Source organism: Microbacterium sp. (genome assembly GCF_011620715.1).
GTDB lineage: Bacteria > Actinomycetota > Actinomycetes > Actinomycetales > Microbacteriaceae > Microbacterium.
Genome location: NZ_WOYP01000067.1, coordinates 67,587 through 80,710, shown reverse-complemented (window position 1 = coordinate 80,710; position 13,124 = coordinate 67,587). Strand labels below are relative to the sequence as shown.

At 68.0% G+C, this 13,124-nt stretch carries 12 protein-coding genes and 4 tRNA genes; 11 read left to right on the top strand and 5 right to left on the bottom strand.

Annotation, left to right across the window (positions count from 1 at the left end; genetic code table 11):
• Window positions 1–26: 26 nt before the first annotated feature.
• The gene (gene dxs / locus QZV84_RS06450; RefSeq protein WP_292827054.1) at window positions 27–1,991 is read left to right on the top strand and encodes a 1-deoxy-D-xylulose-5-phosphate synthase; all 1,965 of its coding nucleotides are present in this window, start codon (window positions 27–29) and stop codon (window positions 1,989–1,991) included.
• A gap of 31 nt (window positions 1,992–2,022) precedes the next feature.
• Here dxs and QZV84_RS06445 read toward each other — a convergent pair whose 3' ends face one another.
• Together QZV84_RS06445 and QZV84_RS06440 are read right to left on the bottom strand one after the other, a co-directional pair.
• Window positions 2,023–3,240, bottom strand: a complete 1,218-nt coding sequence (locus QZV84_RS06445; protein ID WP_292827051.1) for an HRDC domain-containing protein — start codon at window positions 3,238–3,240, stop codon at window positions 2,023–2,025.
• Entirely contained in the window at window positions 3,233–3,823 is a 591-nt protein-coding gene (locus tag QZV84_RS06440) for a DUF3000 domain-containing protein (RefSeq protein ID WP_292827048.1), read from the bottom strand. Before QZV84_RS06440 ends, QZV84_RS06445 begins: the two co-directional genes overlap by 8 nt.
• 25 nt (window positions 3,824–3,848) lie before the next feature.
• Here QZV84_RS06440 and QZV84_RS06435 point away from each other — a divergent pair, with 25 nt between their 5' ends.
• Complete coding sequence (locus QZV84_RS06435; RefSeq protein WP_292827045.1) at window positions 3,849–5,051, top strand: alpha/beta fold hydrolase; 1,203 nt, start codon at window positions 3,849–3,851, stop codon at window positions 5,049–5,051.
• Window positions 5,052–5,055: 4 nt separating this feature from the next.
• Here QZV84_RS06435 and QZV84_RS06430 read toward each other — a convergent pair whose 3' ends face one another.
• Window positions 5,056–5,496: a SufE family protein gene (locus tag QZV84_RS06430; RefSeq protein WP_292827042.1), complete on the bottom strand. Its 441-nt coding sequence runs from the start codon at window positions 5,494–5,496 to the stop codon at window positions 5,056–5,058.
• 40 nt (window positions 5,497–5,536) lie between these two features.
• Window positions 5,537–6,436, bottom strand: coding sequence for a sulfurtransferase (locus QZV84_RS06425; RefSeq protein ID WP_292827039.1), 900 nt, complete (start codon window positions 6,434–6,436; stop codon window positions 5,537–5,539).
• 122 nt (window positions 6,437–6,558) lie between these two features.
• On the opposite strand from QZV84_RS06425, the gene zapE reads away from it, so the two are divergent.
• The 3 genes from zapE to QZV84_RS06410 all read left to right on the top strand — a co-directional run bounded on the left by zapE (window position 6,559) and on the right by QZV84_RS06410 (window position 9,648).
• Window positions 6,559–7,593, top strand: coding sequence for a cell division protein ZapE (gene zapE / locus QZV84_RS06420; protein ID WP_292827036.1), 1,035 nt, complete (start codon window positions 6,559–6,561; stop codon window positions 7,591–7,593).
• Window positions 7,594–7,779: 186 nt separating this feature from the next.
• Window positions 7,780–9,054 carry an ammonium transporter gene (locus QZV84_RS06415; protein WP_292827033.1) on the top strand — a complete coding sequence of 425 codons (1,275 nt, stop codon included), beginning with the start codon at window positions 7,780–7,782 and terminating at the stop codon, window positions 9,052–9,054.
• An 87-nt stretch (window positions 9,055–9,141) separates the two neighbouring features.
• Window positions 9,142–9,648, top strand: coding sequence for a type II toxin-antitoxin system PemK/MazF family toxin (locus QZV84_RS06410; RefSeq protein ID WP_292827030.1), 507 nt, complete (start codon window positions 9,142–9,144; stop codon window positions 9,646–9,648).
• 11 nt (window positions 9,649–9,659) lie between these two features.
• Here QZV84_RS06410 and QZV84_RS06405 read toward each other — a convergent pair.
• Window positions 9,660–9,735 (bottom strand) — tRNA-Val (locus tag QZV84_RS06405).
• A gap of 148 nt (window positions 9,736–9,883) precedes the next feature.
• Between QZV84_RS06405 and QZV84_RS06400 the strand changes: the two genes are divergently transcribed.
• From QZV84_RS06400 to QZV84_RS06375, 6 genes are all read left to right on the top strand, one after another.
• Window positions 9,884–9,956, top strand: a tRNA-Gly gene (locus QZV84_RS06400).
• 54 nt (window positions 9,957–10,010) lie between these two features.
• Window positions 10,011–10,084 (top strand) — tRNA-Cys (locus QZV84_RS06395).
• 24 nt (window positions 10,085–10,108) lie between these two features.
• Window positions 10,109–10,180, top strand: a tRNA-Val gene (locus tag QZV84_RS06390).
• Window positions 10,181–10,227: 47 nt separating this feature from the next.
• The gene (locus QZV84_RS11455; protein ID WP_363331890.1) at window positions 10,228–10,470 is read left to right on the top strand and encodes a DNA alkylation repair protein; all 243 of its coding nucleotides are present in this window, start codon (window positions 10,228–10,230) and stop codon (window positions 10,468–10,470) included.
• Window positions 10,471–10,565: 95 nt separating this feature from the next.
• Window positions 10,566–12,557 (top strand): threonine--tRNA ligase, encoded by a 1,992-nt coding sequence (gene thrS / locus QZV84_RS06380; protein WP_292827125.1) that lies wholly within the window; start codon window positions 10,566–10,568, stop codon window positions 12,555–12,557.
• Window positions 12,554–13,102: an HIT domain-containing protein gene (locus QZV84_RS06375; protein ID WP_292827027.1), complete on the top strand. Its 549-nt coding sequence runs from the start codon at window positions 12,554–12,556 to the stop codon at window positions 13,100–13,102. The genes thrS and QZV84_RS06375 overlap by 4 nt, the downstream gene beginning before the upstream one ends.
• The last annotated feature ends 22 nt before the right edge of the window (window positions 13,103–13,124 follow it).

Genomic DNA, 13,124 nt, shown 5'->3' with positions numbered 1-13,124 from the left:
CTGCGGGCGCACAAGAAGGAGCCTGGATGTCGTTGCTGTCGTCGATCTCGAGCCCCCGCGACCTCGACGCGCTGACACCGGAACAGCTGGCGCAGCTCGCCGGGGAGATCCGCGCCTTCCTGATCGAGAACGTCTCCCGCACCGGCGGGCACCTCGGTCCGAACCTCGGCGTGGTTGAACTGACGATCGCGATGCACAGGGTCTTCGACTCGCCGGACGATCCGATGATCTTCGACACGGGCCACCAGTCCTACGTGCACAAGCTGCTGACCGGCCGCCAGGACTTCAGCGGGCTGCGGTCTCGAGGAGGCCTGGCCGGCTACCCGCAGCGCTCAGAGAGTCCGCACGACGTGGTGGAGTCCTCGCATGCGTCCAGCTCGCTGAGCTGGGCCGACGGCGTCTCGCGCGCACTCACACGCACCGGCCGCAAGGACCGCCACGTGGTCGCCGTCGTCGGCGACGGCGCGCTCACCGGCGGGATGACCTGGGAAGCGCTCAACAACATCTCCGACGACAACGACCGCAATCTGGTCATCATCGTGAACGACAACGGCCGGTCGTATGCACCGACGATCGGCGGCATGGCCCGGTACCTCAACCGCGTGCGCACCGCTGAGAGCTATCGCACGCTCCATCGGAGTTCGGACTCGCTCTTCGGCAAGCTCGGTCCGGCATCCCGGGCGTTCTACCGGGGCGTACGCGGAGGAACGCACGGCTTCCTGTCTCGGTTCACGAACAACGCGGCACTGTACTCGAACCTCGACATCAAGTATCTCGGCCCGGTCGACGGCCACGACCTGCCGATGCTCATCGAGACGCTGGAACTGGCCAAGGACTTCGGTGCTCCGGTGATCGTGCACGCGATCACCGAGAAGGGTCGCGGCTATCAGCCGGCTCGCGATGACGAGGCCGATCAGTTCCATGCGGTCGGTCGCATCGACCCGCTCTCGGGCGAGCCGGTCGGAAGCTTCCCCGCGACGGCGTGGACGGACGTGTTCGCCCAGGAGCTCGTCGCGGTGGGGGAGGACCGTCCGGATGTGATCGGCGTGACTGCGGCGATGCTGCGCCCCACGGGCCTCCTGCCGTTCGCGCAGCGCTTCCCCGACCGCGTCTACGACGTCGGCATCGCCGAGCAGCACGCGGTGGCTGCGGCAGCCGGACTCGCATACGGCGGCCTGCATCCGGTCGTCGCGATCTACGCCACCTTCATGAATCGGGCATTCGACCAGGTCATGATGGATGTCGCCCTGCATCGCGCCGGCGTCACGTTCGTCCTGGACCGAGCCGGGGTGACCGGGCCCGACGGCCCCAGCCACCACGGCATCTGGGACCTCGCGATGCTGCAGATCGTCCCGCACATCCGCATCGCTGTGCCGCGCGACGCGGAGCGCCTGCAGGAAGAGCTGCGCGAAGCCGTCGCGGTCGATGATGCACCGACGGTGATCCGCTTCCCCAAGGGATCGGTCAGCCCCACCCTGCCCGCTCTCGAGCGGCTGAGCGACGGCGTCGATGTCCTCGTCCGTTCGGACGCGCAGGATGTGCTCATCGTCGGCATCGGCCCGATGGCGCACATCGCGGTCGACGTCGCGCACCGACTCCGCGCCCAGGGGATCGGCGCCACCGTGGTGGACCCCCGTTGGGTCATCCCGGTGCAGCCGTCGATCATCGAACTCGCCGCATCCCATCGCCTTGTCATCACGATCGAAGACGGCATCCGCGTCGGCGGGATCGGCACGCGCGTTCGCCAGGTGCTCCGCGAGGCCAACGTCGACACCGCGGTCGACGAGCTAGGCCTTCCCGACGAGTTCATCGATCACGCGACTCGCGAGCAGATCCTCGAGGATGCCGGTCTCACGCCCGCGAAGATCGCACAGGACGTCGTCTCCCAGGTGCTCGGCACCCGGATCCCGGTAGCCCGGCCCACCGAGCAGCACCCCGACTGGCTGACCGGCGTCAGAACCACGCAGCATGACGAGGTCCGCGACGCCTAGCGACTCGCTCCGACATCGAAGCGCAGCCGATCTACGAAGGGTTGTCCGGGCCGGGATGCGGGCCTTGCACTGATTGCGCCGATTGCGCTGATTGCACGAAGGCATCCGCTATCAGCTGCGAAGTCTGCGCAATCTGCCACGGTCGGGCGCCGAGTTCGGCGAGGAATTCGCCGACGGATGCCGCACTCAGCGGCTCGGGCGGCGTCCAGGCCACCCGGCGCAGGAGGTCGGGCGTGATGAGGTTCTCGGTCGGCATCTGGAGCTCTTCGGCGAGCGCCTCCACGGCGGGACGGGCCGCCTTCAACCGGGCGTCGGCCGCGGGGTTGCGGTCCGCCCACGCGCGAGCGGGCGGGATGGATTCGCCGCCGGGCGCGCGCTCGAGCGGAAGATCGGTGGCGGCGCGCCCCGCCTCGAAAGCCGCCCACCACCGATCCAGCTGGCTCCGGCTTGCGCGGCCGGTGAATTCCCTCACCTGCGCGAGCTCCTGCTTGGTCTTCGGATCGGCGAGCAGGGCCGCTACCAGCGCGCGGTCGGGGACGAGGCGCCCGGGCGCGATGTCCTGCTCGCGGGCGTAGTCCTCACGCGCGGTCCACAGCTCGCGCGCGACCGCGAGTGCCTTGCGCCCGCGAACGGCGTGCAGACCACTCAGGCGGCGCCACGGGTCCTCCCGGGCCGGCTTCGGCGTGCGGTCGAGCACGGCGCGGAACTCCTCCGCGGCATAGTCGGTCTTGCCCTGCGCGGCGAGCTCTGCAACGAGCGCATCGCGCACGTCGACGAGGTAGTCGACATCGAGCGCGGCATACTCCAGCCAGGACTGGGGGAGTGGCCGGGTGGACCAGTCGGAGGCCGAGTGGGCCTTGGCCAGAACGATGCCGAGAGTATCCGCCACGACCGCTCCGAGGCCCACCCGCGCGTGGCCCAGCAGACGTGCGGCCAGCTCGGTGTCGAACAGCGTGACCGGCTCGAGGCCGAGTTCGCGCAACGACGGCAGATCCTGACTCGCCGCGTGGAGCACCCACTCCTCGTCGCCGATAGCATCCTGCAGGGCGGTGAAGTCGCCGACCGCGGGCGGATCGAACAGGAACACCCCGGAGCCACGACGGAAGACCTGCACGAGATAGGCGCGCTGCGAGTAGCGGAACCCGGATGCGCGCTCGACATCGACCGCGACGGGTCCGGTTCCGGCCGCCAGTTTCTGCACGGCGTCGGCCAGTCCCTCGGCATCCGTGATGACGGTGTATTCAGTCACGCGCAGCCCTGCGTGAGCCGAGCACGGCGATCTGCTCGGAACCCGGCGGCAGGCCGGCCAGCATGCAGACCAGCTCAGACCACGCTTCGACGTGGGGGGCGGTCGGGCCCGACGGTGACCACGACGCCCGCAGCTCGATCTGCGCGCCGTCTCCTTCGGCGGCGAGCGAGCCGAATCCCTTGGACAGCGTTTTGGTGGCCGTTCCCGACGCCGAGTGGAACTGCGCGCGACGCGAACCCAGCGCGTCCATCAGCCACGACCACGCCACGTCCGCGAGCATGGGATCGATGCCGATGTCGGGCTCGAGCGGGGCCTGCGCGAAGCAGACGATCCGCCACGGGCCGTTCCACGGCGCAGGCTCGTCGGGGTCGTGCAGCAGGATGAACCGCCCGGTCCCGTACGGAGAGTCCAGGCCGTGCTCCTCGGGCCGCACATCGCCCGCCAGCGCCAGGCAATCCGGTGCGAGTCCCGCGGGCGCAGGGATCTCGCGAACCGACAGGTCACCCCGGAATGCGGTCGCACGGACCTCAGCTGCCGCACGCTCGAACAACGGCGGCGCACTCGGAGGACGAAGGTCTGCCACGCCGAAAGACTAGAGTGGGGTCTCGATGGTCGACTCCAGGCGCGCCGCGATGCCTGCCCCCTCTCCCGCACTCCTGGCCGGAGTGAGGGCTGCCCTGGCCGTGTTGAGCGCCGCCCTCGGCCTCACGCTGTCCGCTCTCGCCGTCGTATCGCTGCGCGTGGCTCGGCGGGTCGTGACCCCCGCCGTGCGCACGCCCGACACCCGCATCCTCGCCCTCGACACCGGCGCGCAGACCATCACGCTGGGCCGCACGGCCGATACCGAGCTGCCCGGCAGGTATGGGCTGTTCACCAGCGGCACGGAGAGCTACTTCAAGCTCGGCTCCGTCCTCGCCGAGGACGCCACCAGTGTCAAGCGCAAGCTCCTCACCCAGATCGGCGCGCAGACGCGGATCTCGGCCGACGCGGCCTTCAGCGGCTGGTACTACGACCACCCCGAAGAGCTGCACATCCCGTTCACCTCGGAGCTCATCGGGTCTGCCGTGGGGCCTTGTCCGGCCTGGCTGTTTCCCGCGGGTGACGGTCAGGTCTGGGTGATCCAGGTGCACGGACGCGGCACGACCCGCGCCGAATGCCTGCGCGCGGTTCCGGTGTTCGACTCGCTGGGCATCACCACGCTCGTGGTCTCCTACCGGAACGACGGCGATGCCCCGCGCAGCCGGGCAGGGACATACGCGCTCGGCGCGACCGAGTGGCGGGACGTCGATGCCGCAGTGGGATTCGCCCGGCGCCACGGTGCACGGCGCATCTTGCTGATGGGCTGGTCGATGGGCGGTGCGATCGCACTTCAGCTCGAGCTCAACTCGGCCCACCGCGACGCGCTCGCCGGGCTGATCCTGGAGTCGCCGGTCGTGGACTGGCGAATCGTGCTCGGGCACCAGGCGAAGCTCCTGCGGCTGCCCGCAGCGGTGACCGGGCTCGCCATCGGAGCGCTGCAGACCGAGTGGGCCACCCCGATGACCGGCGCCGGTGCGGCCATTCCGTTCGATCGGCTCGATGTCGTAGCGCGGGCTGCCGAGCTGCGGCATCCGATCCTGATCCTGCACAGCGACGACGATGAATTCGTGCCATCGCACGCCTCCCACGATCTCGTCGTGGCGCGACCCGATCTCGTCGAGATGCCGGTGTTCGAAGTCGCTCGCCACACGAAGCTGTGGAACTACGACCAGGAGCGCTGGAGCGACAGCATCCGCGGTTGGCTCGCGCGACAGGGGCTCACCGGCGCGTGACCGTTCAGGCGGGACGCTTCTCTGCGACCTGGCGCTTGACGCGTCGCAGCATCCCCGCCATCCCCGCGATGCGCAGCGGCGAGACCGCCCGCGTCAATCCGATGCTCTGCGGGAAATCGTCGGGGATCGCGAGCACGGCGTCGGCGGTGAGCCCGGCGATCCCCTGCACGAGGATGCTCGCGAAGCCGCGCGTGGTCGGCGCTTCCCTGGGCGCGGTCGCGTGCATCGCGACCACGCCGTCGTCGTCGACGTCGACGATGATGTAGACAGGCGACTGGCACTCCGCGACCCGCTCCCGCAGCTCCGGGTGGCCGTCGTACTTCTCCGGAACCGCGGGCAGCTCGTTCGAGAACTCGAGCAGCAGCTGCAGCCGGTCGGCTTCGGGCAGCTCGAGGAACTCGTCGCGAATCTCGGCGAGGGAAGCGGGCAGGACGTGGGTGGTCATCCCTCTCATCCTCCCACGCGCCGATCACCGCGGCGCAGGCTCAGCCCGGGAGCCCGCCGGGTTCGGCGCCTGTCGCGATCGGCACCCGCACCGCGCTGCCCCACTCGGTCCACGATCCGTCGTAGTTGCGGACTTTCTCGAAGCCGAGCAGGTGATGGAGCACGAACCAGGTGTGGCTCGAACGCTCGCCGATCCGGCAGTAGGCGACGACCTCGTCGCCGTCGGAGAGCCCGACTTCGTCACGGTAGATCGCGTCCAGCTCGGCGCGCGTCTTGAAGCCGCCGTCCGCGGCCACCGCGCGCGCCCACGGCACGCTCTTCGCGGTCGGGATGTGGCCGGCCCGGAGCGCGCCCTCTTCAGGGTAGGCCGGCGCGGACGTTCGCGAGCCTTCGTACTCCTCGGGTGAGCGGACATCGATCAGGGGGTTGCCGAGGTGGGCGAGCACGTCGTCCTTGTAGGCGCGCAGCCTGCTGTCGTCTCGGGACACGACGGGGTAGTCGGTCGGTTCGCGCACCGCGGCGTCCGTGGTGATCGGTCGCCCGTCCGCGATCCACTTGTCGCGACCGCCGTCCAGCAGCCGCACGTCCTCGTGGCCGAACAGCGAGAAGACCCACAGCGCGTAGGCGGCCCACCAATTGTTCTTGTCGCCGTAGATGACAACGGTGTCTTCGCGCGAGATGCCCTTGCGGCTCAGTAGTTCGGCGAATCCCACGCCGTCGACATAGTCGCGGACGACGGGATCGTTCAGCTCGGTGTGCCAGTCCACCTTCACCGAGCCGGGGATGTGGCCGGTCTCGTAGAGGAGCACATCCTCGTCGGATTCGACCACGACCAGGCCGGGCTGCCCGAGGTGATGTTCGAGCCAATCTCCGGTGACGAGCCGGCCGGGCTCGGAGTACTCGGCGAACTTGGGGGATGACGTGTCGAACTCGACGGACACCGGCTGCTCCTCGGGTCAGGATGGCGGAAGCGACGGCATAGGGTTGGACCGTCTCTTCGACCCTAGATTCCCGGGCCCAGGAACGCACTCACTCTGTAAGAAGGCGACACAGGATCAGCAGGATGACACTCTCCGCGACCCCCACGGGAATCGTTCGACTCACCGAGCGCACTCCGCAGATCTCCGGTGCCGAGATGGTCGCGTCGCTGGTTCCCCCGCCCCAGTTCGAAGACGCCACCTTCGAGTCCTACCGCGCGGATGCGGCCTTCCCATCGCAGCAGAATGCCAAGAGCACACTCATGGCGTTCGCGGGGCTCGGTCAGCCTGAGGCACGGGGTGGGTTCCTCCGGCGTGCGAAGAAAGGCCCCGCGCCCAGGCCAGGCGTGTACCTGGACGGCGGGTTCGGCGTCGGCAAGACGCACCTGCTGGCGGGGACCTACCACGCGATGCCCGTGCGGCGGAAGTACTTCGGTTCGTTCATCGAGTACACGGCGCTGGTGGGCGCCCTCGGCTACCAGAACACGGTGGAGCTCTTCCGCGGGTCCGACCTGCTCTGCATCGACGAGTTCGAGCTCGATGACCCCGGAGACACGATGGTCATGACCCGGCTGCTCGGCGAGCTCGTGGCCTCGGGCACGCGCCTGGCCGCGACATCCAACACGCCGCCGAACGCACTGGGCGAGGGCCGGTTCGCCGCACAGGACTTCCTCCGCGAGATCCACGCGATGGCCGCGAGCTTCGAGACCATCCGCATCGACGGCACCGACTACCGCCATCGACAGCTCGACGGCCATGCCGCGGCGCTGAGCTCCGCGGAGTATGAGGCCGCGATCGCGGATGCAGGCACGCGTGGCGTGGTCTCCGATGACGGGTTCGCCGACCTGGTCGCACACCTGGCCACCGTGCATCCGTCCCGCTACATTCGGCTCATCGACGGACTGTCGATGGTCGGACTGCGCGATGTCGCGGCGCTGACCGATCAGTCCGCGGCGCTGCGGTTCGTGGCCTTCGTCGATCGGGTGTACGACGCGCAGATGCCGATCCGCGCCACCGGCGAGACGCTCGATCTGGTCTTCCCGGATGAGATGCTGGCCGGCGGCTACCGCAAGAAGTACCTGCGCGCGATCTCGCGGCTCGTGGCCTCTACCCTCGACTAGCGGGCCGCGCCGCCGATCCGCGAGATTCCGCCGTTGCTCACGGCGTCCCGAAACTTGATGTTTACCTCGGTCGGGGTTGTGTAACACGCGCGAAACACCGTGTGACCGTCGGAGGAAACCCGCACCCTCGACACTGAGACCACCCGACGCTTTTACCCTGCGTCCCTGCAGAGAGGTTCATTCGAGATGGATCAAGGCAATACAGCATTCATCCTGATATCCGCCGCACTCGTTCTGTTGATGACCCCAGGACTCGCCTTCTTCTATGGAGGCCTGGTCAAGGCAAAGAGCGTCATCAGCATGATGATGCTCAGCTTCGGCGCGATGGGCATCATCGGGGTCCTCTGGGTCCTCTACGGCTACGCGATCGCCTTCCCGACCACGGACGTGGGCACGATCAACTTCCCTTGGACGATCGACCCCTCCGAATTCGGCCTGTCCAGTCTCCTCGTCACGCCCGAGGGCGCCGCGTACCCACCGCTCGCGTTCGTGGCCTTCCAGGCGACCTTCGCGATCATCACGGTCGCGCTGGTCTCCGGCGCGATCGCAGATCGCGCGAAGTTCGGGGCGTGGATGATCTTCGCCGCGGTCTGGGCGACCGTCGTCTACTTCCCGGTTGCGAGCTGGGTCTTCAACTTCGGCCTCGCCGAGGACGGCAGTTTCTCCTACGGCGGCTGGATCACCTACGGCATGCAGACCTGGTTCGGAGTCGGTGCGATCGACTTCGCCGGTGGTACCGCCGTCCACATCAACGCTGGTGCCGCAGCCCTCGCACTCGCACTCGTGCTCGGCAAGCGCGTCGGCTTCCAGAAGGGCGTGAACGTCCCGCACAACCCGCCCTTCGTGCTCCTCGGCGCCGGTCTGCTGTGGTTCGGCTGGTTCGGCTTCAATGCCGGCTCCGAGCTCGCCGCCGACAACACCGCCGCAATCGCGTTCGTCAACACGCTCGCGGCACCGGCAGCGGCTCTGCTGGCGTGGCTCATCGTCGAGAAGATCAAGGACGGCAAGCCGACTTCCGTCGGAGCCGCGTCGGGTGCTGTCGCCGGCCTGGTCGCGATCACCCCCGCCTGCGCCTCACTGACGCCGATCTGGGCGATCGTGCTCGGTCTGGTCGCCGGTGCGGTCTGCGCCCTGGCGATCGAACTGAAGTACAAGCTCGGCTTCGACGACTCGCTCGACGTGGTGGGCATCCACCTCGTCGGCGGTCTGATCGGAACCCTGTACCTGGGCTTCTTCGCCAACGGCACCGGCCTCATCTACAGCGGCAGCGGCGCTCAGCTGCTCGTCCAGGCGATCGCGGCCTTCGCGGTCCTCATCTACTCGTTCGTCCTCGCCTGGATCATCGGGTTCGCGATTCAGAAGACGATCGGCTTCCGCGTCAAGAACGAGGATGAGATCGCGGGTATCGACACCATCATGCACGGCGAAGAGGGTTACGTCCTCGCCGACGCGAGGGCCTGACACCCGCACCATTCCAGAACGCCCCGCGACTTCGGACGCGGGGCGTTCTGCCCTGCGTCCGGATAGGGTCTGAGTGTGCATGAGGGCATGGCAATGCGGCGCAGGGGTCTCCTCGGGGCACTGTCACGCCTGTTCCGCACCACACCCACCCCGGCCCCGCCGTCGACCTCGACCTCGACCTCGACCTCGACGGTGGAGATAGACCCGCCTCGACCGAATGGCCTGCGCATCAGCTACGCGCCCGACCGCGACGGCGACCCCGACGCGGGCGAGATCGTCTGGACGTGGGTGCCGTACACCGAGAACGACGGCCGCGGGAAGGACCGTCCGGTCCTGGTGATCGGCCGGTGGGATGACGAACACGTCTACGCGGTGCGGCTGACGAGCAGGTCGCACGAAGCGGATCGGGACTTCATTGCGATCGGTGCGGGTCCGTGGGACTCACAGGGTCGCCCGTCGTGGGTGGACATCGATCAGTTGTACAGCGTGCATCGGCAAGGCATGCGGCGTGAAGCATCTGAGCTGGATCTGGAGCGGTTCGCGCGGGTCGCTGACGCGCTGCACCGCCGCTACGGCTGGGATGTCGGGAACTGAACTGCGGTGCGTGGTGGGCGATACCGGACTCGAACCGATGACCTCTTCCGTGTGAAGGAAGCGCGCTACCAACTGCGCCAATCGCCCCAGACCCCTGCGGGGTCGACTCACGATGTTACCGGATGCCTGAAGCGCGAGCGAACCCGCTCATATGACACGCGCATGCCCGCGCTGGTTTGGCGAGTCCTGGATCATCGGCTAAAGTCGTTCAAGCGCCTGGAGCAATTCTGGGAACGCGGATGTAGCGCAGTTGGTAGCGCACAACCTTGCCAAGGTTGGGGTCGCGAGTTCGAGTCTCGTCATCCGCTCGAGTGCAGGGATCCCTCTTCGGAGGAATCACGGCACGTGGGGTCAATCCACACGGTGGCGTGGCCGAGCGGCTAGGCACCGGCCTGCAAAGCCGTTTACACGGGTTCGAATCCCGTCGCCACCTCCACTCCCGGCGCGAGCCGGCGGACTTGGGCGATTGGCGCAGCGGTAGCGCGCTTCCCTGACACGGAAGAGGTCACTGGTTCGATCCCAGTATCGCGCACAGAGAGAAGCCGCCGGAATTCCGGGTTCAACGTGTCGGGGGCCACGGTGCGCCCCGCGCTCGTGGAGTGGCAACTCCCGAGGGCCGCAAAAAGCGTCGATCGAGGGCTTCTCGCGGCGATGATCGCTCGAAACCTCGACGACCGCGAGTTCTTCACCCGCGCGGCGATCGGATGGGCGCTGCGCGAATGTGCGCGTCGACCCGGAACTAGACTGTGGTGCATGGGATTGCGCCACCTGCCGAATGCGACCGTCGTCGCCGTCGCCGGCACGCGAACGCTCGGCGCCTGAGCGGGCGGGGCGCAGCGCGCGCCTGAAGCTGAGCAGCCTTTGATCCGAGCCACCCTCTGGAGAGTTCCTTGACTGACGTCACACCTCCGTCGGACGTGACCTACCCCGCTGACGGATTCGCCCTCTTCCCCGCTCGATCCGTCGTCGCGCTGCGGGTGAACGGCGAGCTGAGAGACCTCGCCGAGACCGTCGCCGAGACGGATTCCGTCGAGCCGGTCACGATCGAGAGCCCTGACGGCCTCGCGATCCTGCGTCACTCCGCCGCGCATGTCCTGGCCCAGGCGGTGCAGCGCATCAACCCGCAGGCCAACCTCGGCATCGGCCCGCCGATCACTGACGGGTTCTATTACGACTTCGGCGTGCAGCAGCCGTTCACGCCCGAGGACATCAAGGCAATCGGCAAGGAGATGCAGCGCATCGTCCGAGACGGCCAGCGGTTCGTGCGACGCGTCGTCACCGACGAGGAGGCCCGGGCGGAACTGGCCGCTGAGCCGTTCAAGCTCGAACTGATCGGCCTGAAGGGCGGCACATCTTCGGGTAAGGACGCCGCCGACGGCGCGTCGGTCGAGGTCGGCGCCGGCGAGCTCACGATCTACGACAACGTGACCCGTGACGGCGAGGTGGTCTGGAAGGACCTCTGTCGCGGCCCGCATCTGCCGAACACGCGCATGATCGGCAACGGCTGGGACCTCACTCGCATCGCCGCCGCGTACTGGCGGGGGAGCGAGAAGAACCCGCAGCTGCAGCGCATCTACGGCACCGCCTGGCCGTCGAAGGATGATTTGCGAGCGTACCAGCGGCGTCAGGAGGAGGCCGCCAAGCGCGATCACCGGCGTCTCGGCAAGGAGCTGGACCTGTTCTCGTTCCCGGAGGAGATCGGCTCGGGGCTGTCGGTGTGGCACCCGCGGGGCGGCATCGTGCGCCAGGAGATGGAGCAGCACGCGCTGCATCGCCACCGCGCCGCGGGGTACACCTACGTGTATACCCCGCACATCACGAAGAAGGACCTCTTCATCGAGTCCAACCACCTCGTGACCTACGCGGAGGGCATGTTTCCGCCGATCCACATGGACGAGGAGCGCGACGAGAACGGCGAGATCACCAAGGCCGGCGTCGACTACTACCTGAAGCCGATGAACTGCCCGATGCACATCCTGATCTACCGGGAGCGTGCACGCAGCTACCGGGACCTTCCGATGCGCCTGGCCGAGAACGGGACGGTCTACCGCAACGAGCTCTCCGGTGCGCTGCACGGCCTGACCCGAGTGCGCGGCTTCACTCAGGACGACGCCCACCTGTTCGTCACGCCCGAGCAGCTGGAGGGTGAGGTCGCCGAGGTCCTCGAATTCGTCCTCTCGCTGCTGCGGGACTTCGGCCTCAGCGACTTCGAGCTCGAGCTGTCGATGCGCGACGACGAGAAGGCGAAGTGGATCGGCGACGAATCCCACTGGGCGGAGGCCACCGATGCGCTGCGCCGCGTCGCCCTCGCGAGCGGACTCAGACTGACTGAGGTGCCAGGCGAGGCGGCGTTCTACGGTCCCAAGATCGACCTGAAGGTCAAGGATGCGATCGGTCGCACCTGGCAGCTGTCCACCGTGCAGCTCGACTTCAACCTGCCCGAGCGGTTTCACCTCGAATTCACCGACCGCGACGGTGTGAAGAAGCGCCCCGTCATGATCCACCGCGCGCTGATGGGCTCTATCGAGCGCTTCTTCGCGATCCTGCTCGAGCACTACGCCGGCGCGTTCCCGGTGTGGCTCTCGCCGGTGCAGGTCGTCGGCATCCCGGTCGCCGAGGAGTACGACGACTACCTCGACGAGGTCATCGCACGGCTGAAGCGGGACGGCGTGCGGGCAGAGGTCGATCACAGCGACGACCGGATGCAGAAGAAGATCCGCACCCACACGACGCACAAGGTGCCCCTCCAGCTCATCGCCGGCGAACAGGACCGCGCGGGCGGGACGGTATCGTTCCGCTTCCGCGACGGGTCGCAGGAGAACGGCGTGCCGATCGAGGAGGCCATCCGCCGCATCCGCGACGCGATCTCGACGCGGGCGCTGGTCAACTCGGCAGGGGACCTGGCGTGACTGACGCGCCTGTCGAGGGGCTCGTCGACGCCGCCACCCTCGCCGGCATCCCTGATGAGTTCCAGCGGCTGTGGACGCCTCACCGGATGGCGTATATCGCAGCCGGCCCGCAGCCGTTGCGCGACGCGTGCCCGTTCTGCGCGGCGCCGCAGATGTCGGATGAGGACTCGCTCATCGTCGCCCGCGGCACGACGGCGTTCGTGCTGCTGAACCTCTTCCCGTACAACTCCGGCCACCTGCTGGTGTGCCCGTACCGGCACATCTCTCAGTATGACGAGGCGACCGGGGAGGAGGTCGCCGAGATCGGCGCCCTCACCCAGCGCGGCATGGCCGTCCTGCGGAAGGTGTCGCGGTGCGATGGCTTCAACATCGGCATGAACCAGGGCCACGTCGCTGGAGCCGGGATCGACGGCCACCTGCATCAGCACATCGTCCCGCGGTGGACGGCCGATGCGAACTTCTTCCCGATCATCGCGAAGACCAAGGCGCTGCCGCAGCTGCTGGGCGAAGTCCGTCGCACGGTCGCCGACGCCTGGCACGCCTGAACCAGATCCGACCCGGTCCAGC